The organism is Bradyrhizobium sp. dw_411 (genome assembly GCF_018449695.1).
In the GTDB taxonomy this organism is placed as follows: domain Bacteria; phylum Pseudomonadota; class Alphaproteobacteria; order Rhizobiales; family Xanthobacteraceae; genus Bradyrhizobium.
Genome location: NZ_JAAVUY010000008.1, coordinates 200,590 through 223,955, shown reverse-complemented (window position 1 = coordinate 223,955; position 23,366 = coordinate 200,590). Strand labels below are relative to the sequence as shown.

Annotated in this window: 23 protein-coding genes and 1 tRNA gene; 10 read left to right on the top strand and 14 right to left on the bottom strand. The window is 57.7% G+C overall.

Features of this window, described 5'->3' with window-relative positions; genetic code table 11:
- Positions 1-161: 161 nt before the first annotated feature.
- Positions 162-237 (top strand) — tRNA-Lys (locus HB676_RS16060).
- Between the two features lie 140 nt (positions 238-377).
- Here the strand turns inward: HB676_RS16060 and HB676_RS16055 are convergent.
- The 8 genes from HB676_RS16055 to HB676_RS16020 all read right to left on the bottom strand — a co-directional run bounded on the left by HB676_RS16055 (position 378) and on the right by HB676_RS16020 (position 9,715).
- Complete coding sequence (locus HB676_RS16055) at positions 378-1,295, bottom strand: NAD(P)-dependent oxidoreductase (protein ID WP_213738803.1); 918 nt, start codon at positions 1,293-1,295, stop codon at positions 378-380.
- Positions 1,296-1,350: 55 nt separating this feature from the next.
- On the bottom strand, positions 1,351-2,151 hold the full coding sequence (locus HB676_RS16050; protein ID WP_213738802.1) for an ABC transporter permease: 801 nt from the start codon (positions 2,149-2,151) through the stop codon (positions 1,351-1,353).
- Positions 2,148-2,981 (bottom strand): ABC transporter ATP-binding protein, encoded by an 834-nt coding sequence (locus HB676_RS16045; RefSeq protein WP_213738801.1) that lies wholly within the window; start codon positions 2,979-2,981, stop codon positions 2,148-2,150. Before HB676_RS16045 ends, HB676_RS16050 begins: the two co-directional genes overlap by 4 nt.
- 69 nt (positions 2,982-3,050) lie before the next feature.
- Entirely contained in the window at positions 3,051-3,986 is a 936-nt protein-coding gene (locus HB676_RS16040; RefSeq protein ID WP_346347348.1) for a polysaccharide deacetylase family protein, read from the bottom strand.
- A gap of 87 nt (positions 3,987-4,073) precedes the next feature.
- The gene (locus HB676_RS16035) at positions 4,074-5,102 is read right to left on the bottom strand and encodes an ABC transporter substrate-binding protein (protein ID WP_213738799.1); all 1,029 of its coding nucleotides are present in this window, start codon (positions 5,100-5,102) and stop codon (positions 4,074-4,076) included.
- Between the two features lie 192 nt (positions 5,103-5,294).
- On the bottom strand, positions 5,295-6,665 hold the full coding sequence (locus tag HB676_RS16030) for an MFS transporter (RefSeq protein WP_213738798.1): 1,371 nt from the start codon (positions 6,663-6,665) through the stop codon (positions 5,295-5,297).
- Positions 6,666-6,811: 146 nt separating this feature from the next.
- Positions 6,812-8,065 carry a flavin-dependent oxidoreductase gene (locus HB676_RS16025; RefSeq protein ID WP_213738797.1) on the bottom strand — a complete coding sequence of 418 codons (1,254 nt, stop codon included), beginning with the start codon at positions 8,063-8,065 and terminating at the stop codon, positions 6,812-6,814.
- Positions 8,066-8,215: 150 nt separating this feature from the next.
- A complete protein-coding gene (locus HB676_RS16020) occupies positions 8,216-9,715 on the bottom strand; it encodes a 4-hydroxyphenylacetate 3-hydroxylase N-terminal domain-containing protein (protein WP_213738796.1) in 1,500 nt (499 codons plus the stop codon).
- 229 nt (positions 9,716-9,944) lie between these two features.
- On the opposite strand from HB676_RS16020, the gene HB676_RS16015 reads away from it, so the two are divergent.
- From HB676_RS16015 to HB676_RS15975, 9 genes are all read left to right on the top strand, one after another.
- Entirely contained in the window at positions 9,945-10,565 is a 621-nt protein-coding gene (locus HB676_RS16015) for a cupin domain-containing protein (protein WP_213738795.1), read from the top strand.
- Between the two features lie 624 nt (positions 10,566-11,189).
- Positions 11,190-11,966, top strand: a complete 777-nt coding sequence (locus HB676_RS16010; RefSeq protein WP_213738794.1) for an IclR family transcriptional regulator — start codon at positions 11,190-11,192, stop codon at positions 11,964-11,966.
- A gap of 25 nt (positions 11,967-11,991) precedes the next feature.
- Positions 11,992-13,128 (top strand): ABC transporter substrate-binding protein, encoded by a 1,137-nt coding sequence (locus HB676_RS16005; protein ID WP_213738793.1) that lies wholly within the window; start codon positions 11,992-11,994, stop codon positions 13,126-13,128.
- Between the two features lie 3 nt (positions 13,129-13,131).
- Complete coding sequence (locus tag HB676_RS16000) at positions 13,132-13,998, top strand: branched-chain amino acid ABC transporter permease (protein ID WP_213738792.1); 867 nt, start codon at positions 13,132-13,134, stop codon at positions 13,996-13,998.
- Entirely contained in the window at positions 13,890-14,975 is a 1,086-nt protein-coding gene (locus HB676_RS15995) for a branched-chain amino acid ABC transporter permease (RefSeq protein ID WP_213738791.1), read from the top strand. Before HB676_RS16000 ends, HB676_RS15995 begins: the two co-directional genes overlap by 109 nt.
- Positions 14,972-15,748 (top strand): ABC transporter ATP-binding protein, encoded by a 777-nt coding sequence (locus HB676_RS15990; RefSeq protein WP_213738790.1) that lies wholly within the window; start codon positions 14,972-14,974, stop codon positions 15,746-15,748. Before HB676_RS15995 ends, HB676_RS15990 begins: the two co-directional genes overlap by 4 nt.
- A gap of 2 nt (positions 15,749-15,750) precedes the next feature.
- Positions 15,751-16,488 carry an ABC transporter ATP-binding protein gene (locus HB676_RS15985; RefSeq protein WP_213738924.1) on the top strand — a complete coding sequence of 246 codons (738 nt, stop codon included), beginning with the start codon at positions 15,751-15,753 and terminating at the stop codon, positions 16,486-16,488.
- Positions 16,485-17,009, top strand: a complete 525-nt coding sequence (locus HB676_RS15980) for a RidA family protein (protein WP_249780269.1) — start codon at positions 16,485-16,487, stop codon at positions 17,007-17,009. Before HB676_RS15985 ends, HB676_RS15980 begins: the two co-directional genes overlap by 4 nt.
- 14 nt (positions 17,010-17,023) lie before the next feature.
- On the top strand, positions 17,024-17,692 hold the full coding sequence (locus tag HB676_RS15975; protein ID WP_213738789.1) for a hypothetical protein: 669 nt from the start codon (positions 17,024-17,026) through the stop codon (positions 17,690-17,692).
- A 149-nt stretch (positions 17,693-17,841) separates the two neighbouring features.
- Here HB676_RS15975 and HB676_RS15970 read toward each other — a convergent pair whose 3' ends face one another.
- The 6 genes from HB676_RS15970 to HB676_RS15945 form a co-directional block, all read right to left on the bottom strand.
- Positions 17,842-18,648: a GntR family transcriptional regulator gene (locus HB676_RS15970; RefSeq protein ID WP_213738788.1), complete on the bottom strand. Its 807-nt coding sequence runs from the start codon at positions 18,646-18,648 to the stop codon at positions 17,842-17,844.
- Between the two features lie 157 nt (positions 18,649-18,805).
- Positions 18,806-19,510, bottom strand: coding sequence for an ABC transporter ATP-binding protein (locus HB676_RS15965; protein ID WP_213738787.1), 705 nt, complete (start codon positions 19,508-19,510; stop codon positions 18,806-18,808).
- On the bottom strand, positions 19,488-20,279 hold the full coding sequence (locus HB676_RS15960; protein ID WP_213738786.1) for an ATP-binding cassette domain-containing protein: 792 nt from the start codon (positions 20,277-20,279) through the stop codon (positions 19,488-19,490). The genes HB676_RS15965 and HB676_RS15960 overlap by 23 nt, the downstream gene beginning before the upstream one ends.
- Positions 20,276-21,286 (bottom strand): branched-chain amino acid ABC transporter permease, encoded by a 1,011-nt coding sequence (locus tag HB676_RS15955; RefSeq protein ID WP_213738785.1) that lies wholly within the window; start codon positions 21,284-21,286, stop codon positions 20,276-20,278. Before HB676_RS15955 ends, HB676_RS15960 begins: the two co-directional genes overlap by 4 nt.
- Complete coding sequence (locus tag HB676_RS15950; RefSeq protein WP_213738784.1) at positions 21,286-22,167, bottom strand: branched-chain amino acid ABC transporter permease; 882 nt, start codon at positions 22,165-22,167, stop codon at positions 21,286-21,288. Before HB676_RS15950 ends, HB676_RS15955 begins: the two co-directional genes overlap by 1 nt.
- A gap of 7 nt (positions 22,168-22,174) precedes the next feature.
- Positions 22,175-23,356, bottom strand: coding sequence for an ABC transporter substrate-binding protein (locus tag HB676_RS15945; protein ID WP_213738783.1), 1,182 nt, complete (start codon positions 23,354-23,356; stop codon positions 22,175-22,177).
- Positions 23,357-23,366: the final 10 nt, after the last annotated feature.

Here is a 23,366-nt window from a genome sequence, read left to right as displayed (position 1 = left end):
CGGTCCCCTCAAAATCTTGCAGAAAGCCGCCGGATTCCGGCGGCTTTCTCGATATTTAGGCCCTGTATCGAGGGCCGGGAAAACCCTGTCGGTTTGCTGGACATCGCCAAATCGCTTTGCTAAACGACGCCCTCTTGCGAAGGCTTTTCCGGGCAAGTTCCGGGCGCATAGCTCAGTTGGTAGAGCAGATGACTCTTAATCATCGGGTCCCAGGTTCGAGCCCTGGTGCGCCCACCAAGCCTTTCAAGTAGTTAGCAAGCTGGAAGCCGCGCATAGCAGCCGCTCCGTGCCCTTGCCGTCCTTCTCGATCGCCGGCAGGAGCAGGAAGTCGAAATCGCGACCGGTCCTGGTTCATCTGACGAAAGCCGGTGCGCTGGCTAACACTTCGAAGAAGATTTTGCCGAGGTCGCGGACGAAGGTCGAACGATGCCCGCCATGCGTTCGAGCACGGCACAAACCGACGCCGTGTCAACTTCGCCATATCCCATCGAGCTTGCAGCGGCATAAAACGCATGCGTGGAGTCGAACAGTGGGGTCGGCGCTTTCAGAGTGCGGGCGAATGCCGTGATCACATCCATATCCTTGAACCACGTTTCAACCTGCATGGTTGGGGGCTCGTATTCATTTCGAGCCATCAGCGGCGCGCGCATTTCGAAAACGCGCGAGGAGCCTGCTCCTGCACCGACCACTTCTACCACCTGGTTGAGGTCGAGTCCGGCTTTCATGGCCAGTACCATCGCCTCTGCGGAAGCCACATTGTGGATCGCGACGAGATGGTTCGCGATGAATTTCAGCTTTGTTCCATTACCGAACGCGCCGAGGTGGAAGAACTTCTTCGCAAATTCACCAAACACTGGCTTACATCGATCAACCGTGGCGTCATCGCCGCTGGCATAGACGACGAGATCCCGGGTCTTGGCCTGGGCGCCGGTGCCGCTAAGCGGACAATCAATCAAGATAGAACCGGCTTTGGTGGCTTCATCGCGCAGGAGCGTTTTTTCGGCCAACGAGAAGGTTGAGAGTTCAACGATGGCGCAGCCTGGACTGACCGCGTCAACGATCTCGCCAACGACGGTCCGGGCGGCGCCGAAACTGGGAAGGCTTGTCAGTATGATCGATGATCCCGTCGCGAGCGACCGGATACTATCCGTCACTTCGATTCCATTTTCCGTGGCGCGCTGTCGCGCGGCCGGATCGATATCAAACCCCCGGACCGACCTTCCTGCCAATTTCAGGTTGTTGGCAATCGCTCCACCCATGATCCCGAGCCCAACGACAGCGATGGCTTCGCTCATTTTTCACCTCTTGCGTATGTGACCCCGGGTCCGAAGCCGCGGCATTTCAGACCTGTCAACCCTGCGGATGAAGTACAACGGCGTCCGACGCGCCTCTGATGCTCCAGCCTGTTACACGTCTCTCCAACAGGTTGGCGATCCAGTAGAGCGCCATTCCCATCAATCCCGTTACCAGGAGTGCGGCGAAGGCAAGTGCGACATCGAAGCGGGCCGTCGCAACCAGCATCAAGCTGCCGATGCCTTTATTGGCCGCGACAGTTTCCGCAAGGATCGAACCGACAAAGGCCACGGGCATCGCGATTTTTAGCGAGGCAAAGAAATACGGCATGGCGCGGGGCAAACCCACTTTGCGGACGATTTGCGCCGGTGAGGCGCCGAGAGCCCTGAGAACGTCCCTCAGTTCCGGCTCCGTCGTCGCAATGCCGGTGGCGACATTTACCAGAATAGGAAAGAACGAGATCAAAAACGCCGTTAGAACGGCCGGTACGGTACCGATGCCGAACCAGATCACGAGAAGCGGGACGATCGCAACTTTCGGAATAGCGTTAAACCCGATCAACGCCGGGTAAAAGGCTTCGTAGACCAGCGACGATGAACCGATCATAATTCCGGCGATCAATCCGAATGCGACGGCAAGTGCGAAACCGATGAGAGTGGTCATCAATGTCTGCAACGAGTTGTCGAGGATTCCGACCCTGAATTTCCAGCCGGCGGCAAAAATAGCGCTGGGCGCAGGCAACACAAACTGTGGAATGCCGAAACTACGAACCACGAGTTCCCATATTGCGAATATGGCCGCAATCACGATCCACGGCAGCAACCTGCGGCCGATCCCACGTCTGGCTTTGTTGGTCATGCGCTTGCTGGCCCGGCGATTTGGCGATTTTCCGGGCGCCCCGATGAGGTATGGCGCGCGGCGCCTATCTGTGCGCGAAGCTTCAGCACAATTTCGCTGATGGTCGGCTCGTAGATTTGCTCGGTGCGCCGCGGTCTGGGCACATCGACAGTGCATTCCGCGATAATCCGGCCGGGCCTTGAACTCATGACGACGACGCGGTCCGACAGGAAAGCGGCCTCACGCAGATCGTGCGTCACCAGGATGACTGTCGGCTTACGCTCTATCCATAGATCTTGAAGAACGAGCCAAAGCTCTTCCCGGGTGAACATATCCAGTGCGCCAAACGGTTCGTCCAGCATAAGGAGAAGCGGGTCATGGATAATGGCCCGGCAGAGCTGAACGCGTTGCTGCATTCCTCCCGACAACTGCCAGGGCATTCTGCGCTCGGAGCCCGCCAATCCGACCAGCGACAGCAAGTCCAAAGCCTTCTGTTCATAGGCGGCGCGTTGCCTTCTGAGCTTGTTTCGGTGTTGTTCGACGATCTCAAAGGGCAACATGAGATTATCGAGAACCGTTCGCCAAGGCAGCAGATTGGGATTCTGAAAGGCCATGCCGACGAAGTCGAGCGGCTTTGTTACCTCGCGCCCATTGACGACGGCATGCCCCGCACTCACTGGCCATAGACCGCTCAGGACTTTCATCAAGGTGGACTTTCCACACCCCGACGGACCCACCACCGATACGAACTCACCCTGGGCCACGCTGAATGTCGTATCTTGCAAGGCAAGCGTCCCCTCCGCACCGCCATATTGCAAGGACACACCGTTGACCGACACAAAGGCCGACATCGTTTACATCTCCAGATCGCGGCGACGTTTCCAACCGTCGTCAACCCTGCACTTTGCCGGGCGCCGTGACTATTCGTTCGTTGGTTCGTGCCTGCGGGAATCGCCGGCGATAGTGCCGGCGGGCAGGTCAAAACAGTGCTTGGCGATCGCGCCGGCCGTCGTAAACCAGACCGAACCGGCTTCGGGGTGATTGACACAGTGACGCAGCGCCTCTCGCAACGGCTTCAACCGGAAAGGCTGACCGACGATAAACGCGTGCAGCGACAGGGCAAAGACCAGCGGACGTTTTGCCGATCCTTGCAACAACTCCTCGAACTGATCGACGATCATATCGCCGAATTCGCGCCCGGTGTGGTCGCGGATGGCAAGGGAGCCGGCGTCGTTCAATTCCATTGGATAGGGAACCGAGAGAATTTGTCCCGATCTGGTTCGCATCCACACCGGCTGATCGTCCATCGGCCAATCCAGCAGATATTCGTATCCCGCCTCTTTCAGAAGATCCGGCGTCACGCGCGATTCGTTGCAGCCAGGGCCCATCCAGCCGGTCGGAGCCGCGCCGAAACTTGCGGCGAGCGAGTCCGTCGTCTCCTGGATGATGCGCGCTTCGTCCGATTCCCAAAACGAACTCAATACCTCGCCGCCGGTGCGGCCATGGCCGAGAATATCGTCGCCGCGGCCGATCATTTTTTCAATCAGTTCGGGATAGTGATCGCAGACCGTGCTGTTCATCAGCATCGTCGCCGGAAGTCCAAGCTCCTCCAGGACATCGAGCAAATTCCAGATGCCGACACGGTTGCCATAATCGCGCCAGGCCCAGTTCCGGTGCGTCTGCCGTCCATCGGTGTGTTGCGGATCGAGCCCCAGGCCCGCACCAAAGGCAAAATGTTCGATGTTGAAAGCGATGTAGAAAGCCAGGCGCTTTCCGCCGGGCCACGAATAGTCCTGCCGACGATCGATCGGATGATAATCGTAGCGATGATGGTGCGGAAGTTTGAGACCAGTCACCGAAGCTGCCCGTCCTGACATATTGTTACTGCTCGCACCGGCATTGGCTTGTCGGACGTCTCCCGCAAGGCTCTGCGCACGATCCCGTTAGCCACCGGCCTTCGGCAGACGCTCCTCTTTCGGAGGCAGGAAGCGATCGGTATAAAGGTCGCCGACCTTCGGAGGATTGCTGATCTGGAACGTCGCAGCGACCTCATCGATGTTCTTTTGCAGACGGTCGATGGATACCGAACTCAACCCATTGGCACGGGTGTTCGCCGTGAGGGCGTGCCCGATCGCGAGCTTCAAGCGCATGGCTTCGGTATCTTCCTGCATCATCGGGAATCTGGCGAGAAAGGCAGCCAGGGCCTGATCGGGAGACGCGATCGCGTCTATCGTGCCGCGGTTGAGTGCACGAACGACCGCCTTGACGATCTCGGGCTTGCTCTCGGCATATTTTTTGGTCACGGCGAAAGCGAGGCCGTACAGGTCAGGGGCATAGTCCGCATAACGGATGACACGAAGTTCCGAGAGCTTGAATCCGGCTTGAACCGCTGACGGAATTTGGGAGGTCGTCTGTCCACCAAGCCCATCCACCTCACCCTTTGCCAGCATTGCCCCAACCAGATTGCCCTGGATCGGCATCCAGTTGATCTGGGCCTTTTCGGCATGGGCATGCCGGAGCAGTATGCCGGCAATCTCCCTGGCTGCGTTGCCGGGAGCGCCCGAAATCTTTTTTCCGTCGAGATCCGCCGGCTCCTTGATGCCTTTGCTGACAGGCGTCACGATCACAATCGGGGTTTCGTCAAAGGCCGCATAAACCGCGACGAGAGGCGTCTCGGGATTCAGCGCGTTGAACTTGATCAATGTCGGCAGATCGAGAAGGCCGAACTGATATGCACCGCTCGCAACGCTCACGGCAACGTTCGTCGAGCCCTGGCCCTGATCGATCGTCGCGTCTATTCCGGCTTCCTTGAAGTAGCCTCGGGATTCAGCGAAAACGTAAGGAGCGTGCGTTCCGCCGAACTGCCAGTCCATCATGATTTTGACGCTCTCGGCGGCCGGTGCGGTTCTGAGCATTCCGACAGACGCGGCCAGGACGATCAGCATTCGCGGCAAGATTTGACGGAAATTCATCGTGCATCTCCTTGCTGGAAATATTCAAAAGCCGGGCGTGGTGTCGGGGCCATGCAGGCCTAGACGCATATTGAAGGCTTGCGGCGCTCGATGCAAAAGTGATGCACAAGCCATGCCATGCGGGGCATACAACCAAGCGGTTGCGCGGGCGTAGATACGCTGTCCAATCGCCCGGCTACCTGATTTGTTCGATCAAATATCGGCAATGGCTGCCTCCACGCCCGGCGACCCGGCTGTCGATATGGATGATGTTCGACGGTTGAGGAAAAACATCGCTACCGCGGCACATAGGGATGGGAGTGCGATGATCGAGAACAGGTGAGCGAGATCCACCTTGGCCAGCAGCAGCCAACTTCCGATCATCGGACCAGCGATCGAGCCGATACGTCCGAAGCCGAGCCCCCAGCCGATACCGGTGGCGCGGATATTGGTCGGATAAAGGTTCGCCGCAACAGCGCTCAGATTGTTGAGCGCTCCATTGGTACAGAAACCAACGACGAAAACCGACCCGATCAGCGCGGGAATGTTGGCCCCGGCATAGCCGAGCGCGACCGTAAAGATCGTGCAGCCGAGGAAGGCCCAGACGAGAATGCGGCTGTTTCCGGTTCGGTCAAGACTGCGGGCAAATACGATGGTGCCAATAATGCCGCCGAAGTTCAGGAGCGCGGTCAGCAGGATCGCGTTGCTGAGCGAAAGCCCGGCCTGCTGAAGCAGCAACGGCAGCCAGTTGATGAGGAAGTAATAGAGCAGGAGGTTCGCGAAAAACGAAACCCAAAGCAGCAATGTTCCGGGTAATCGGCCGTGCGAGAACAGCTCTCCGATGGCAACGCCGCCGGTGGTTTTCTCACGAATCGTGAACCTGCTGGATTCCGTGGCCTGAATGTCCGGTGCGATCTTCCGGAGCAACGTCATGATCCGCGCCGGCTCTTTCTGACGTGCAACCAAATACCGGATCGATTCCGGCAACAGGATCGCAAGGACCGGAATCAGAATAAGGGGGACAATGCCGCCGACCAGGAACACCGATTTCCAGCCAAATGCCGGAATGATCCGGGCAGCCAGCAGGCCACCCAGCATCGCTCCCAATGGGAATCCACAAAACATCGCGCCGATAGCCGTCGCGCGCCAGCGCGCGGGTGCGTATTCCCCGCTCAGCGCGACGCAGTTGGGGAGCGCGCCACCCAGCCCGACGCCTGTTAAAAAACGTATGATCAGAAGATTGTCGATGGATGTGCTCGCCATCGTGGCCAGCGTGAACACTCCCATGAATGATACGGCAAGTATCGCGGCCAGTTTACGTCCGAAACGGTCCGCGACAGGGCCGAGGCTGAGGGCTCCCGTCATCATGCCCACCAGGCTGGCACTGAACACCGGACCGAACGACGCCGGCGTGACACCCCATTCTTTCGCCAGAACCGGTGCGACAAAGCCGATCGATTGGGCGTCGAAACCGTCGACCAATGTGACCACGCCGCAAATCAGAACGGTCGCCGTCTGGAATGATGTCCACTTCCCGTTATCGATAACGCTATCGACCTCGATTACCGCCGCTTGTTGGTCCATCTCAGCCGCCTGTTGATGTGGGATCGCGGGATAGTTTCGCGATCTTCGGAGTTGGGAGCCGCTTTTCGGAGGCCGACGTTTGGCTCATACGTCGACCCACTGCCATTGTCTTACCGCCATGGTCTGCTGCCATTGTTTTACGGCGGTCATTGCGCCGACTGGGCGCGATGGGTGAGTGTTGCCGCATCGAATCCGGCAACCTTCTGGTAGTTCCTGGTGATTGCGTCGATCTCGGCGCGCGAGATCAGTGCATCGACGTCGTCATTCGGACCATGAATGCGTTGCCGGGCCAATTCGAGAACGGCTTCCGGTCCCTTGCCCCGGTTGCTGGTAACGACCTGGGCGGTAACGGGCAGCCGGCGCTTTTCGTAGAGCGCCAGTGCGGCTTCCACATCGTGCTCTTCGCCCAGTGCCTGGCCGAGCGCGGCCGCATCAAGAATGGCTTGCGAAGCTCCATTGGCGCCGATCGGATACATCGGATGCGCGGCATCACCCAGCAGGGTGACGCGCTTGTCATTCCAGTAAGGCAACGCGTCCCGGTCCACCATCGGATAGACAAAAATGCGCTTGGTGGCGTGAATCAATCGCGGCACATCCACGAACCCGAAACGAAAACCTTCGAACGCATGGGCGAACTCTTCGAGCTTCGCGATCCGGCTCCAGTCCTCCTGTTGATAGGAGGCGTCCTTTCCGATGTTGATCTCGGCGACCCAGTTCGTAAGCACGGTTTCCTGGTTCGCCGCTCTGGTTGCGATCGGATAGATGACCGTTTTGGTATCGTGATGACCGGCGACGATCATTGTTTCGCCGTCGAGAAACGGTTCGGCCTCCACGACGCCGCGCCACATCATCGTTCCGGAGAATTTCAGCGGCGCGACGTCCGGGTGGATTTGCCGGCATACGGCAGAATGAATGCCGTCTGCCCCGATCAGCAGGTCGGCTTCGAAATCAACATATTGTCCGTCGGCGCGGCGCAGAAGCGTTGCCGTTACGCCTTTTTTGGTCTGCTCAAACCGCTCGAAGCTGTGTCCGACAAGTATGTCGTCGGGCGCGAGCGTCTGCCTGACCTTTTCGAGCACAACTGCCTGAAGTTTGCCGCGGTGAATGGAGTATTGAGGCCAGGGCGATCCGGCATGAAGGCCGCGGGGATCGCGAAGGATCAATTGTCCGTATTGTGTTCTGTATTCGATGGCCCGGGTCTGAAGACTGACGGCGGCGAGTTGCGGACCCAATCCCAATTCGTGAAGCACACCGGCGCCATGGGGAAGCAAATTGATCCCGGTTCCGATCTCGGTGATTTCCGATGCGGCTTCCGCTATGGTGACGTCGATGCCGAGCCGATGGAGAATGAGAGCGGTTGTCAATCCGCCAATTCCGGCACCGACGATCAGAACGCGCATGCTTCTATTCCCCGAACGCCAACCTTGTCGTCAATTCCGTGTCCACGCTGCTGTTTTCCGGAACGCCCCAAGCCATCCGTGAGAGGTTCGCCGTACTTGCCAGGCATCATCGTTCCAGCAAGAATCGGTCCACATTTCTCAACCGGCGCCTCAACTCGCGAGGGAGAGGCCGGCCGCGATATTTTCCGGGTCGGTTGATCCTTTCAGGTCATATGTTCGCTCCAGCCTGTCGACCATTCCGACGGCGCGATCCCAGTTGAACGTTCTGAAGGCGTGTCCCGAAGTGATGTGAGCGCCGCCGCCATAAAACATCTCGTACTGAAGATGGCGCGATGCGAATTCCGAACCGGTTGCATCCCAGACCAGGCGAAATATCTTGACGCGTTCCTCGGCGCTGCGCGTCATCGAACCTTGCGTCGATTCAATGATTTTCGTCAGCTCCGGATTCGCGAAATCCTCGATCGAGGACGGCAGCATGATCACCGCGCCGCCGGCGAGTTCGCGGATGGCGCTGATGATCTTTGGATACATCTCCTGGGTCAAAACCTGCGCCGCGTAGAGATGTTCGCGGCAGGGAATGTAATAGTCGCCGTGCCAGCGGCCGGCGGCTTCCATGCCGTTGACCATCGATTCGACCATGGTGGCGTGGGCGGAGATATAGCCGAGCTTCGACTTGACCGGAGGCATGTCGAACGTTCCAAGCGTTTCGGTAATCCGGCGCGCGATCCCGGCCAGGAAGCGCATCTTCACCATCAGGCGCACCTGGGATTGGTAGTTCTGGAATACATGGGTTGGCGTTTCATGCCATTGGGCACGCGCCGCGGCGATATTCCGGCTGACGAAGACGCGGTCCCAGGGAATCTTCACGTCGTGAAAATAAACCACCGCGTCGTTTTCGTCGTAGCGCGTCGACAACGGATAATCGAATTCGCTGCGCGCTTCAGCTTCATACGATTTACGCGACAAGAGCTGAACGCCCTTGGTCGCAAGCGGAATCGCGAAGCTGACGGCAAAATTCTCTTCTTCCTTGGCGAGCGGCGCGATCGCGCCGACGAAAATTTCATCGGACATGACCGCGGAAGTGCCCAGCGTCTTCGCTCCCCGGACGGTTATGCCCGAGGAGTCTTCGTCGACGACAGCGCAGGCGATATCCAGCGCGGATTGCTGGTCCGCGCGCTTGGTGCGGTCGATCGTTGGACTTTGCAGCACGTAGCTGATGAACAGGTCATGTTCGCGCGCATAGTGGTAGTAATCGCGCACTGCCTTGGCGCTCTTGGCGCTGAAGCGTTCGAATACATCGACGCCCATCGCCATGCCTGTGATGGTGGACGCGACATGATCCGGTGAGCGGCCCAGCATGCCGAAATTAAGTTCCGACCAAGCCTCCAGCGCCGCACGGCGCTTGACCAGATCGTCGTAGCTGCGGGGCATCTGCCAGGCGCGGTTGGCGCGACGGCCATTGCCGACGTCGAACGACATGAGTTCCAGATTGCCCGGGCTCGCCTGGAAGTCATACAGCTTGGCGAACGATGCGGTGGCCTTTGCAAAGGCCGGGTGGGTTCGAACGTCGTCGATCCGCTGGCCCTCAAAATAGATGCTCCGGCTATCGCCGAGCGCTGCCAGATAATCTCTACCGTTGCGGATGGTCATTGAACTCTCTCCCCGGTCTTGGCGTCGGGGCAAATGTTCAGTTAAATTTCCTAATAGTCAAGAACTTGAATGAGCAAAAGGTCGGGTAAATTGCATAATATGCCATCACGCGTCGCAGCAGATTGCGTATAATTCAAGCACTTGCATCGCGGACTGGATATTTCAACTTAAACAGGTTATTCGGCGCGTGCTGTCCCCAACGGGCCATTTGCATGCAAAAGCGGATCCTATGCCTTTGAATCTGAGCAATGTTTCGCCGAGCACTGGCACCGACGCGTTGGAGACCAACGTCTCGATGGGCGTTCAATTAAGACATGCCCGGCTGGTCAAAGGGCTGCGGCTGAAGGATGTTGCCGATCTGTCCAATTGTTCCGAGAGCATGATCTCGAAGATCGAGAACAACAAAACCGCGCCGTCGCTCAACACGCTGCATCGCATCGCCAAGGCGCTCGGGACATCTGTCGCCACACTTTTGCAGGATCGGTCGACGGACGGACAAGTGGTTATCCGGAAGAACGAGCGTCAGATCATTCCGGCGGCAGATGCTGGAAGCGTGTCGTCCGGCGGCACCGAAGCCGAAGTGATGATTCCCTTCGGATCGAGTTCAATGCTGCAAGCGTTTCTGGTCCGGCTTCAGCCGGGCGCGGGCAGCGACGGAAACCTGCAACATGAGGGAGAGGAGGTCGGTTTTGTCAAAAGCGGCCAACTGCTGCTGACTGTTTCCGGAGTTTCCTATCAGCTCAGTGAGGGCGACTCTTTTTTCTTTTCCTCGGCCTCGCTTCATAGCTTTTTGAATCCGGGATCGACGGTCACGGAAGTCGTCTGGGTCAATACGCCACCCTCGCTGTAAGCTCTGTATCGGCGAGAACTTGGTCTCTCGCCGCGTGGCAGTGCCGAAAGAAGTTTCGGCTATTGATGTGCTCTCATTGTCAAAGCCGTCGCTCGGAATGCAGTTTTAGTTTCGCCGATTCACTTTCACTCCTGGGCAGCTACCACTCTTGGGCAGCTACGCGGCTCGACTGCTTTTTTCCGAATGGTCGTTCGCGTTGGTTTTAATCCGCAGATTGCAGCGGTAACATTTCTTAGTATTGTGAGAGCACCTTTGCGACGGGACTCTGAGGTCTTTGATATGTTGCTTGGTCTTTTCACGCGTATTTTGGAAATCGCTCAATCGTATTTCGATTTGGTGCGCGTCTGTGACGTTTGCAGTCAAACCGGGGTCCTGATCCCCCGACGGCCGGAAGACGGCGGCCAGGACAAGCCCGAGAATTCGCTGGTCAAGAAACGCGCGTTGCAGAATTCGGCGGCAAGACACCTGTGGCCAGCTTTCGCGATCGCCAGCCGGTGACGAACTCCGCTGGATAGGCATTCATCAGCGCACACTCTTGACGGAGGCACCTGTAGCGGTTACTGCAACAAGGTTGCGAATTGCAACTGGGTTGCAAAAATGCTCGTAAGTTCCATCATTCACGCGATGGCAGTGCTGGAGGCTTTGGCAGATCGCCCCGCGGGCATGTCTGTCAGCGATCTCAGCGCGCTGACCGGCTTGAACAAAGGTTCGATTGCTCGGGTACTCATCACGTTGGAAAGCACGGGCCACGTCCTTCAGGACGCCGGGACCGAGCGATATCATCTTTCGCTTCAGACGGTTTCGCTTGCAAACCGGCATATGGACAGGCTGGGTTTCCCCGAACTCATTCAACCTGTTCTCAACGACCTTTCCGACGCTACTGGAGAGCTCGCGCAGCTTGCGGCCGCTGATAACGATCGCCTTTACGTTATCGCCAAAGCGGAAGGCGCCAATCGCATTCGCGTTGAGTCCCTTCTGGGGCAGCAAATTGCGCTTCATGCGAGTTCAACAGGCAAGGCATGGTTGAGTGGATTGTCCCGCGAGAGACTTCTGCGAGTTCTCGGCGGTGTTGAACTCGTCAAACTCACAACGCAGACCATCACGGATATCTCCGTTCTCGAACAGGAGATCGAGGAAGCGAGGGCTGCGGGTTTCGCAACTCAGCGCGAAGAGCTTATGGAGCAGATGTCGGGCATTGCGGTTCCTGTTCGAATTTCCGCCAGTCCGGAGGCTCTCGGATCGCTTGCTATCGCCGCTCCGACATTTCGCTTTCCGTTCGATCGCATAACCGAGTTGCACGCCATGCTTCAGCGCGCGGCGTCGCGAATTGGCGAGACCTGGCCACGGGAAGCGGTGTTTGCGAATTTGGATCATCCAGCCAGGAAGATTGCTTTCAGATAATCGGCAGTACCAGGAGAAATAAACGATGAACGTGAAAAACACATTGTTTAAGCTCGCTTCGCTTGCAGTCCTGCTGAGTATCGCGCCCGCTGCGGCAGAAGAAATAATCCCAATTGGCCTGGTTGCGCCAACATCAGGGTCCGTCGCCCTGGACGGTCAGCAAGAGGTCGCCGGCGCACAATTCGCCGTTGACCAGTTCAACAAGGCCGGGCGATTGGGCGGCAAAAGAGTGCAGCTTTTTGTCGAGGACGGGGAATGCAAGCCAGCCTCATCAACGGCTGCCGCCGAGAAGCTGATCACACAGAACAAGGTTGTGGCGCTTGCAGGCGCGTTCTGCAGTTCCGCAACGAAATCGGTGCAGCCGATCTCCGAAAAATACGGGGTGTCATTCGTCAACGGAATCTCCGCAGATCCGTCTCTGACGAATCCGGTGCGTCCATGGTTCTTCCGCACGAAAATCCACAACGGGTTGAGAGCCAATTATTATGCAAAGTTCATCGGCGAAGGCCTGCATCTGAAAAAGCTCGTCGCGCTCGCCGTAGACGATGATTTCGGGCGATCCGCAGTCACATCCTTTACCCCGGTCCTCAAGCAATTGGGCACCGAATTCGTGCTCGTTCGATACTTCAAGCATGGAGAGGTCAATTACATTTCGATGCTCAACTCTGTGAAGAGTGCGGGAGCGGATGGCATTTTTCTGGTCGGAGAAGCTCAGGACGGCGCGCTGATCATGAAACAATACAAACAGCTCGGCCTGGATCTGCCGGTCCTGGGTGTTGGATCGTTCAACACGCCTGAGTTTTTCAATATGGCCGGCGCGGATGCCGACGGCGTGTACAACGCGGAGATCTGGGGCTCGGGCGTGGATTATCCAGGCGCGCAGGATTTCATCGGCGCATGGCAAAAATCGAAGGGGGCATACCCCGGCCTCTACGCTTTGTCGGGTTATGTGGAAATGACCGCCATTCTTGAGGCCGTGGCAAAGGCGGGTGACGCCGGTCAAGAGAAGATCAAGACCGCACTTGAGAGCCTCGATTGGGAAAGTCCGATCGGGATGGTGAAATTCGACGCCAACCATCAGGCCCATACGCTGATGTTCGTGACGAAAAACGAGGGAGGCAAAGGCGTCGTTCAGAAAACCTACGACACCTCGCGGGATTAAGCAGTGCTCCAGGATCTCGCCAGTGGCCTCATTATGGGGCTTGCCTATGCCTCTATCGCCGTTGGGCTCAGTCTGATTTTCGGTGTTCTTCGAATTATCAACTTCGCGCATGGCGAATTTTATATGCTGGGTGGCCTGATCCTGTATTCATTGACCAATGGGGGTATCAGCTTCTTTCCCGCTCTCGCCGGAGCCGTGCTGGGCACCATGCTCCTCGCCGCCGTCATCGACCGGCTGGTACTCAAGCCGCTGAGGCGGAAAGACGACGCGACCATCGCTCTCGCCACGCTTGGGATATCCATTTTTCTGGCGAACACCGGCTTGGTATTGTGGGGACCGGTCCCGCACAACATTCCGACCTCTTTTTCCACGACGCCGCTGATATTGCCGGGCAGCGTGTATCTCAGCAGATTTGAGTTGTTTACGGCGGCTCTCACGCTTGTAGCGATTGTCGGACTTCATCTTGTGTTGCAGCGAACGTCCGCCGGCCGGCAGATCCGCGCCGTCGTTCAGGATCGCGATGCGGCAGCGCTTGTGGGGCTGGACGTGGACCGCATCTATACGACAACCTTTGCGGTTGGCTGCGGACTGGCCGCGCTGTCAGGCGGCCTGCTTGGGTCGATGTTCCTTGTCTATCCTTCCATGGGACTTGCCGCAGTTCTGAAAGCATTTGTCGTCGTCGTGATCGGCGGAATGGGGAGTCTGGGCGGCGCGGTTGCCGGCGGCATTCTTCTTGGCGTGACGGAATCGCTCAGCGGCGCGTGGATGCCGCCCGGATTCAAGGACATCATTGGATTTGTCTTCATCATTCTCGTTCTTGCAGTGCGGCCACAAGGCATTTTCGGCATCAAGCAGGTACGGATCCGATGAAATCCCTTGCGGTTATCATCGTTGTCATTTCCGTCCTTGCGGTCGGTTTCGTGCTGCCGAATGTCATTGGTCCATACTTCATGCGGCTGGTGATCTTCGGACTGATTTATTCTCTGCTCGCTCTGGCCCTGAATTTATCCCTTGGTTTTCGAGGCGAGATATCGCTGGGGCATCAAACTTTTTTTGGATTTGGCGCATATGTAGCCGCGATTTTGGCAACCTCCTTGAATTTCTCGCTGCTTTTGGTGCTGCCTGTCGCTGCGCTCCTGACGTCGATTGTTGGATTTGCAGTGGGGCTTGTCGCGTTACGTATGAGGGGCCCCTATTTTGCGATTGTTACGCTGAGCTTTGGCGTGATCGCGGAAATCCTGGCCGTAAATCTGGTTGATATCACCAACGGCCCGATGGGAATTTCCAATATCGGATCGCAAGCGAACAGTTTGCTTGGCTGGACGACATCCTTGAAAACGGAAGTTGTCTGTTACGAGATTTTGGTCGGCCTTGTTTGCCTGGCCGGCATGGTGACTTACGCGCTTCGTGAATCCCGATACGGCCGTGCCTGGCGAGCGCTACGCGATCACGAGGATCTTGCGGCGGCGATTGGAATTCCCGCATTTCCAGTCGATCTTCTGTCACTGATGATCGGCGCGGCCATGTGCGGTGTCGCGGGAGCGGTCTATGCGTTCTACACGTCCGTTGTCGCACCGGATGACGTGTTTTCTTTCGGGCTCGTCATTACAATGCTGGTTTCCGTGGTGTTGGGCGGCCGAGGTACGATTTCCGGCCCCATTTTTGGGGCATTCATATTCGCGTTTGCTCCGGAATATTTGCGGGTCGCGCAGGAGTGGCGGCTTCCGATCTTCGGCATCCTTCTGGTCGTTCTGGTCATGCTCGCGCCCCAGGGGTTGATCTCGCTGGCGCTTGTTGTCATCGGCAAAACGAAGAAATCGCTTCGCATCGGAGATGGTGCGCGATGAGCAACGAGGCGCAACCTCTGTTGACGGCCGATGGACTCGGCGTTCGTTTCGGCGGCGTTGCGGCCGTGGATAACGTCAGCTTTCAGGTTCGCGCCGGTCAGATAGTCAGTTTGATTGGTCCGAACGGAGCCGGCAAGACCACGACGGCCAACGCCATTACCGGTTTCGTTGCGGCAAGCAGCGGCACTGTTCAGTTTGCCGGCGAGAATATCGCCGGTTGGCGGCCGGAGCGCATCGCGAAGGCGGGTATGGTCAGGACATTTCAGAACGCCGCGATGTTCGCCAGCATGTCGGTTGCCGACAATCTCGCAACGGGCCAATTTTTGACGAGCAAGACGGGAATCTGGCAAACGCTGCTGCGAACGCCAGGCTTCAGACTGGAGCGGAATGAGACCCGCGATCAGGTCGACCGGGTGCTTGACCTGCTTCGTCTTCGGCATCGAAGGGACGTCATTGCCGGGGCACTCCCATACGGCGAGCAGCGTGTTCTCGGTCTTGGTATTGCGTTAATGACGCAACCGAAGCTTCTGTTGCTCGACGAACCTGCGGCCGGCTTAAGTCCTGATGAGACGAAGCTGATGGGTCGTCTTATTCGCATCATTAACGGCCAGGGCATTACTGTTCTCTTGATCGAGCACAACATGTCACTGGTGATGTCGATATCGGCACATATCATTGTGCTCAAACAGGGGAAGAAACTGGCGGAAGGCACGCCCCGGTTCATCCGCGAGCATCCCGATGTCGTGGAAGCCTATTTGGGCGTTGAAGCATGACGATGTTGGATGTCGCCAAGCTCAATGTCGCGTATGGGCCTGTTCAGGCGTTGCGCGATCTGGATATCACCGTCAATGCCGGCGAAATCGTCGGATTGATCGGCGCCAACGGCGCCGGCAAGACCAGTTTGCTGCGCACGATCTCGGGACTGGTCGACGCGCTTAGCGGCAGCATTCGCTTTTTGGGCGAAGATATCCATTCTATTGCGACGAGGAAGATTGTCAGGGCAGGGATCGCGCACGTTCCCGAGGGCCGGCACGTATGGCCGGATATGACCGTCGAGGAGAATCTGGTCCTTGGAGGGGTCGCCGCTCCCGGCAAAGCCTCGACGGCAAGCCGGCTAGACGAGATCCTGGCGTCTTTTCCGGAACTCAGTGGTCGCTTGCATCAAAAGGCCGGCACGCTGTCCGGCGGTGAACAGCAGATGCTGGCGATTGGTCGCGGGCTCATGAGTTCACCAAAGCTGCTGATGCTGGACGAGCCGTCGCTTGGACTCGCTCCGGTCATCGTCCAAAGGGTGAAGGAAATCATCGTCGCGCTGAATCGCGATGGATTGACGGTGCTCTTGTCGGAGCAAAACGCGCGACTGGCGCTTGGAGCGACGCATCGGGCGTATGTACTTGCAGAAGGGCGCGTCGTGAGTTCTGGAACGCCGCAGGAACTAATGCAGAAGGCGGACCTGATTGCGGCCTATCTCGGCGAAAGCGACACCCTGCCCGAAACTGGAGATGCCAAATGATTGCGCCTCATGATGATAAGGCAATGCTTCCGTCGTCGCGATTGTTGAAGATGGGACTGGTTCTTCCTGACGCCGCTCAGCCGCAGTTCAATTATGTTCCGGTCGTCCTTCATGGCGATCTTGCCTATGTCAGCGGGCAGTTGCCGAAACAGGACGGTGAGGTGCGGATCAAAGGCCGCGTCGGCGATACCGTAAGCATAGAATTGGCGCAGGAGGCTGCGAGAATCTGCGCGCTTCAGGCTCTCGCCTGCCTGGCTCAGGCACTTGGCTCAATTGATCATGTGACACAGATCGTCAGACTCTCCGGCTTTGTCGCCAGCGGCTTTGATTTCTATCAGCAGCCGTCGGTGATCGATGCAGCCAGTGAGTTAATGGTGCAGGTCTTCGGCGAAGCCGGACGACATGCGCGATCCGCGCTCGGCGTCTCGGCGTTACCCCGGAATTCAGCCGTCGAACTCGAAGTCATTGCCGCGTTCCGTTCTGACAGACGGGCTTCACCGAACCAATCCAACGAAAAATAGACAGGAAGGATCCCATGGCCACGATATCGAAATTCCAGCTACGAATTTATCATGATCATTTCACGGAAGAAGCGGAAGCCGAACTGCCGCCCGGACGCCGCATCATGTATTGCGTTGCAGGGTGCGCGGAGATCAGTGACGCGAAAAAGAACGAGACCATTAAAGGCGACGACGCCTGGTTCTCAACTCACAAAACGAAGGTTCGAGGTAAGGACGAGGGCGCCTGCATTTGGCGGTGGGAGTTGGTAGCGCCTGATACTGCGTCTGGCGAGATAAAGAGCGAGGGAATCAAAAGCCGCATCGCCGGCGACTATGCGATCGAGATCGATACCTCGATAAAACGGCTGATGCGGCTCGATCGGGTGAGCTTCCCGCTCGGCGGCGAAGCCTTGACGCATACTCACGCGGCCGCCGGCGTTCGCTGCCTCCTGGAGGGAAATCTACTCGTGGATTCGGTAGGGCATCGATATCGGGTGTGGCCGGGGGATCCCTGGGTGGAGCATGGCCCGGATAGCGTCTATGCCAAAGCGTCCGAACATCAGCTTTCGAGTTTTGTGCGCGTGATGATCGTGCCGGAAGAGTACAAAGGGCGTTCGACGATCACGTATGTCAAGGCTGAGGATAAGGAAAAGCCGAAATCCCAAAGCTATAAGCGATATCTCGAGGAACCGATTTCTCTTTAAGGATGGACGGTAGCGAGGCTATGCGAACACGCCTCGTTATATCATACCTCGTTACATAATTTGAATTTGCATGATCGGTTTCGGTTCGCCGCGTTTGCCTGCGGATCGTTGTTCAGCGCAAGCCCAGGCATAAGCTGCTGCCCTGTCGGTCAGCTTCGCTTGCCTTTGGTCTTGCGTTCGGCTTTGCCTGCATATTCGCGTAGAGCGCGAAGGATAATTTCTCGCGCTTCTTCGATAACCAGCAGGGCCGCAGAACGAGCCTGTTGCGGCATCCGGGACGAAATGGCCTGGAAAATTTCGTTGTTTCCCCTCAGCACGAAAGGAACCATGGAATTGCTCTGGCTGTGTGCCAGGTAGCGATATCGGGAGGCCTGTCGTTCGATCACCGACAAGATTCGAAGCAATGTCTTGTTGTTTGCCGCTCTGTGCATGGTTTCAAAAAAGGCAATATTGAAACGGAAGAAATCGCGAACGTTTTTTTCGGAAAATGCTATTTTCATTCGGTCAATAGCGTCGCGCATTTCGGCGATATCCTGATCTGTTGCATGCCGTGCCGCAGCCGCGGCCGCAATCGCCTCGAGCGGTGCGCGGCACGTATATAGTTCCTCCAGATCGGTCTCTGTCATGGGCGTGATGCGAATTCCGCGACGCTGATACCGGACGACCAGACCGCCCGCCTCAAGTTGCCGAAAGGCCTCGCGAACCGGCGAGCGGCTGACACCGAAAGCGTCACAGACATCCTGCTCTATCAGATGCGCGCCCGGCTTGAGTTCGAGATAAATAATCTGTTGTTCAATCGCTGCGGCCAGTTCAAAGCCCAATGCGTCGGGCAATTTGATCCGCGAACTGATCTGCGGTCGCGCGGGAGATGCGCTGACATTGCTGCGCGAGGTGTGCTCGGCGAGCAGTCTGGGCCTGGCGCTGGTCCGCTTCGTCACGGTCTTGATCTTTCGCATCTTCTCAACTCGATCTGCAGGCTTGGCGCATTATCGCCGCGCCGCCGTTAAAACCAAACGTCCATTTGACAGGTTATGTCGACTGTATACAAATCCAGCGTCAAGCTCGGGAACGCATTTCCGTTGCTGTGACAGATCAATCCAACCTCACCATGCGCTAGCGACCGAGATAAGCACCAAGCACGGCGGGGTTGTCTACCAGTCCCGCCGCGGCGCCGGAAAATGCGATTTCACCATTTTGTAGAATATGCGCATATTCCGCCACGGCGGCGGCCACCCCGATATTTTGTTCGACGAGCAGGATGGTCAGTCCTCTCCGATTGAGCGCAAGGATCGTGTCGACCATGTCCGATACGATCGCCGGAGCCAAGCCCGCTGAAGGCTCATCCATCAAAAGGCATTTCGGTCTGGCCATCAATGCGCGGCCGATCGCAACCATCTGCTGCTCTCCGCCACTCAAGGCGCCGGCGCGTTTGCGTTGATGTGGCTTCAATTTCGGGAAAATCTCGAACATTTCTTCCATGTCGCTGCGGATTCCGGGCCAGTCCTTGCGGGTGACCGCACCGAGCTCGAGATTTTCGTGCACGCTCATGCTGGGCCATACTTCACGTCCCTGCGGAACCTGAACGATCCCCCGTTGGACAAAGCCTTTTGCGGGCAATCCGGCACATTCGATGCCCTCGAAACGGATGGATCCTGCCGCAGGCTTCACCATGCCGGTGAGCGTGTTGAGCATCGTCGTCTTTCCGGATCCATTCCCTCCGAGCAGTGCCACGATTGAACCTTGCGGAACGTCGAAGGTAACGTCCCGCAACACCTCGGTAATCCCGTAGACGACTCTAAGATGCTGAATATCGAGCACGTAGTTCTTTCCCGAGATAGGCTTCTATGACTTGCGGGTCATTGCGAACCTGGTTTGGATCGCCATCGGCAATGACGCGTCCTGAACTCAGCACCGTGACCTTGTCGCAGACTTCCATGACCAGACGGATGACGTGCTCGATCAGGATCAGCGTAACGCCTTTTTCGTCGCGAATCCGGCGCAGCAGCAGATCGAACTCCGCGAGCCGGTTCATGCTCAGCCCGACGGCAGGCTCGTCGAGCAGCACGACTTTTGGCTCACTGATCAGCGTACGTGCAATTTCAACAACGCGTTGCTGGCCAAAGGACAACTCGGTGCCGCGCCGATCCGCAAATTGCGCCATCCCGACAAAGTCGAGGGATTTTCGTGCAGCGTGCTCGGCTTCCCGCTCCTCGGCCATGGCGCGTCGAGATCGGAAGCCGGCGCTGAATATGTTCGAGTCGGTGCGCCGATGCAGACCGGTCATCATGTTCTCGAGCACCGTCATGCCTCGAAACAGTCGCGACGTCTGGAACGTGCGTCCAAGACCGCGTCGCGCGATTTCGCTTGGCTTGTGGCCGCGGATGGACGTGCCATCCAGCAGGATGTCTCCTCGCCCGGGCGCATGAATGCCGCTGACGACGTTGAGCAGTGTTGTCTTGCCGGCGCCGTTGGGACCGATCAGCCCCCGAATTTCTCCCGACCGGACACTGAGATCGACGCTGTCGAGAACGTGCACGCCGCCGAATTGTACGGAAACGCCACGAACCGCCAGCGCCAGATCCGTCACGACAAGCTTTCCTTTTCGCCGAGTCGAACCTGAGACGGCAGGGCGGAACCGATGGGGCGGGCGCTGTGCAGCGGCTCGTCCCACCCGCGAAAGTGCTGTTGAAGCGAGCCCACGATGCCGCGCCGAAAAAAAGTCACGAACAATATCAGGACGCCGCCAAACACAATCTCCTGGGCGCCCTTCGCTTCGCGCAGCAGTTCCAGGATGATGATGATCGCGCCGGCCCCGAGGACCGAGCCGGTGATTGACCCAAGCCCGCCGACCACGATGGTCGCCTTTTGGATGACCATCTGGAAAAGGTCGAAGCCTTCCGGCGACACGAAATTGAGCAATTGCGAGTAGAGCCCGCCGGCCAGACCCGCCGTAAAGCCGCTGATGCCGAAGGCGAGGGCTTTGTGTCCGAGCAGATCGATCCCGAGCGACTGCGCCGCGACATCGCCGTCACGAATGGACACAAAAGCTCGTCCAATCCGGGAAGCCACCACATTCTGCGCGAAAAGCGTGACGCAGGTTGCGACGATCAGGCTGAGATAATAAAGCCCGACCGGCTTGCTGACGGGCAGGGGAGCAAAGGAAATCGGCGGCGATTTGAATCCCCCCGCGCCGAACGTCAGATTGTCCCAATGCGAAAACACCCATTGTGTGAACTGAGCGAAAGCCAGCGTCGATAGCGCCAAATACAACCCGCTCAGACGAAGGGCCGGCAATGAAATCAGCAAGCCAACGGCCATGGCAATCAGCGTGCCGGCCGGAAATGCAAAATAGAATGGCCAGGACAGATGAACCTGCAGGAGAGCCGTAGCATAGGCTCCGATGCCGAACATCGCCGCATTTGCGAAAGCGAGCTGGCCGGCATAGCCGACCAGAACATTCAGACCGATCGCGAGCAGCACATATATCAGGATCAGGTTGGCTACAAAAAGCTGATAGGCATTTGAAAATGCCGGAACGCCAAGGGCAAGAATGAACAGGCCCGAAAGGACGTTCCGGCGGCAAAACATCGGCATCAGACGTCCCTCGTCTTGTGCAGACTGAGGAGGCCGGTGGGACAAATAATCAGCACCAGCATGATCAGCAGAAACGGCGCGACTTCCATCATGCTGGAATCTATGTAACCGCCCGCCATCGACTCGATGACGCCGACCAGCAATCCACCGACGACGGCGCCGCTCAGACTGGTCAGTCCACCGAGCACGGCGGCTGCGAAACCTTTAATGAAAAACGAAAAGCCCATGTCGGGATACAATAGCGTCAGGGGTGCAGCCAGAACGGCTGCGGCTCCTGCGATCGCAGCGCCCGCACCGAATGCCAGCGTGTAAACATTCTGAATGGAAATTCCGACCAGCGTCGCGGCCTTGGCGTTATCGGCGGTAGCGCGCATGATCTTGCCAATCCGGGTAAACCGGAAGAACGCCGCGAACACCAGCATGATCGCGATGGCGCCAGCCAGGGCAGCCATCTGCTGGGGGACGACCATGATGTCGCCGATCATCACCGGCTCCGGAGACGTAATCGGCGGGAATGAAAGATAGTCGCCCTTGCCGCCCCAGATCATCCGGGCGGTACCTCGCAGCACGAAAGCCAGGCCAACTGTCGCCAGCACCAAACCCACGATGTCCGTCTTGGCCAACGCCCTGAAAGCCAGTCTGTCGGTCACGATACCAAGGAGAAAGCCTCCGACCGTGGCGGCGATAAAAGCCAGTGGATAGGCCAGCCCGAACTGAACGTGGGTCATCCAGGCGAGAAATCCGCAGAACATGAAGAGTTCGCCCTGGGCGAAGTTGATGATCCCGGTGGATTTATTGACGACCACAAGACCTATCGCGACAAGGGCGTACAGCGCCCCCGTCGTAATTCCACCCAGCAGCAGATAACTGAACAGCAGCAAGTAAACCTCAGTTGACGCGAGTAATGCTAAGGACCTTGACCGGACCCGCGGGCTCCTTGGCGAGCCAGGCGGGCGCCTTGTTGCACCGATGGTCTTCCACGGTGCAGGTGATGGGAGCGCCATAAACGTCGACCGGGAATTCCCGGATGTTGGCGAGTTCAGTCACAAGTTTTTCCCGCGTGAGATCGGGGCCGGCGCGTTTCAAAGCTTCGACCAGAACCTGCGCACTTCCGATTCCGAACAGGTTGAAGACCGACAGACGATCCCCCGGAAATTTTGCTTCCACGAGCTTGCGCCATTTTTCCACGGCCGGATCGTCCGGCGTATATTTCACCATTGAAATGGTTCTGAACTTCGCAGTCGCGCCGGGAACCCCCACCTGATCTTCGAAGGCGGCGGGATCGCCGATGCCGGTTTGACCGATCAGAAGCGGTTTGAAACCGAGTTTCTGGGCGTCGCGCGTGAAGACGGCGGCAGGCTTCGGAAAAAGCACCATGATGACGGCATCGGCGTCAGCCTGCTTCAACCGCAGGACTTGTGCCGTGGCGTCGTTGGCGTCGGGCGACATTTCTTCGTCGGCAACGATCTTGACGCCCTTTGCTTTCAACTCTTCCAGCAAGGGTGTGTAACGTGCGCGTCCCCAGGAGTCGCGCATGGAGACAACCGCAATCTTTTTGGCGCCGGTATCCAGTGCGAATTCAACCTGGGCCTTGCTTTCGATGGTTGAGGTCAATGCGGTGCTGAAAATGGTACGGGCCGGCGGCGTCGTGATGCCGTCATGCACCGACGACACCACGAGAAACGGGACATCGGCTTTTTCGATTGTCTCGCGCGCGGCGAAGGTTGCATTACTGCATCCTCCGCCGATCAGAGCGAAGACCTGCTCCTGAAAAATCAGCTTTTGTACCGCTCCGATGGCTCCCGCGGGATCGCAGCGATCGTCTTCGCGCACCAGTTCCAGCTTGCGGCCGTTAATGCCGCCGGCAGCGTTGACCTGATCAAAAACCACCTCCACGCCGTTCATCGCGAGCTTGCCATACAGGTAACCCGGACCGGTCAAGGCTCCGAATGACCCGATGCGGATCGAAGTCGCGGTCAGACCGGGTTGCTGCTGTGCCAGGGCGCAGGGAGAAAAGATCATCGCGGCCGCCAACCAGCATGCCGACGTCTTGCTCAAATTTATCTTCATGGTGTGATGT

Bases quoted from the DNA above. Each gene is read 5' to 3' on its own strand.
- HB676_RS16055 (WP_213738803.1), bottom strand. From the start codon at position 1,295: ATGAGCGAAGCCATCGCTGTCGTTGGGCTCGGGATCATGGGTGGAGCG.
- HB676_RS16050 (WP_213738802.1), bottom strand. From the start codon at position 2,151: ATGACCAACAAAGCCAGACGTGGGATCGGCCGCAGGTTGCTGCCGTGG.
- HB676_RS16045 (WP_213738801.1), bottom strand. From the start codon at position 2,981: ATGTCGGCCTTTGTGTCGGTCAACGGTGTGTCCTTGCAATATGGCGGT.
- HB676_RS16035 (WP_213738799.1), bottom strand. From the start codon at position 5,102: ATGAATTTCCGTCAAATCTTGCCGCGAATGCTGATCGTCCTGGCCGCG.
- HB676_RS16030 (WP_213738798.1), bottom strand. From the start codon at position 6,665: ATGGACCAACAAGCGGCGGTAATCGAGGTCGATAGCGTTATCGATAAC.
- HB676_RS16025 (WP_213738797.1), bottom strand. From the start codon at position 8,065: ATGCGCGTTCTGATCGTCGGTGCCGGAATTGGCGGATTGACAACCGCT.
- HB676_RS16020 (WP_213738796.1), bottom strand. From the start codon at position 9,715: ATGACCATCCGCAACGGTAGAGATTATCTGGCAGCGCTCGGCGATAGC.
- HB676_RS16015 (WP_213738795.1), top strand. From the start codon at position 9,945: ATGCCTTTGAATCTGAGCAATGTTTCGCCGAGCACTGGCACCGACGCG.
- HB676_RS16010 (WP_213738794.1), top strand. From the start codon at position 11,190: ATGGCAGTGCTGGAGGCTTTGGCAGATCGCCCCGCGGGCATGTCTGTC.
- HB676_RS16005 (WP_213738793.1), top strand. From the start codon at position 11,992: ATGAACGTGAAAAACACATTGTTTAAGCTCGCTTCGCTTGCAGTCCTG.
- HB676_RS15990 (WP_213738790.1), top strand. From the start codon at position 14,972: ATGAGCAACGAGGCGCAACCTCTGTTGACGGCCGATGGACTCGGCGTT.
- HB676_RS15985 (WP_213738924.1), top strand. From the start codon at position 15,751: ATGTTGGATGTCGCCAAGCTCAATGTCGCGTATGGGCCTGTTCAGGCG.
- HB676_RS15980 (WP_249780269.1), top strand. From the start codon at position 16,485: ATGATTGCGCCTCATGATGATAAGGCAATGCTTCCGTCGTCGCGATTG.
- HB676_RS15975 (WP_213738789.1), top strand. From the start codon at position 17,024: ATGGCCACGATATCGAAATTCCAGCTACGAATTTATCATGATCATTTC.
- HB676_RS15970 (WP_213738788.1), bottom strand. From the start codon at position 18,648: ATGCGAAAGATCAAGACCGTGACGAAGCGGACCAGCGCCAGGCCCAGA.
- HB676_RS15955 (WP_213738785.1), bottom strand. From the start codon at position 21,286: ATGCCGATGTTTTGCCGCCGGAACGTCCTTTCGGGCCTGTTCATTCTT.
- HB676_RS15945 (WP_213738783.1), bottom strand. From the start codon at position 23,356: ATGAAGATAAATTTGAGCAAGACGTCGGCATGCTGGTTGGCGGCCGCG.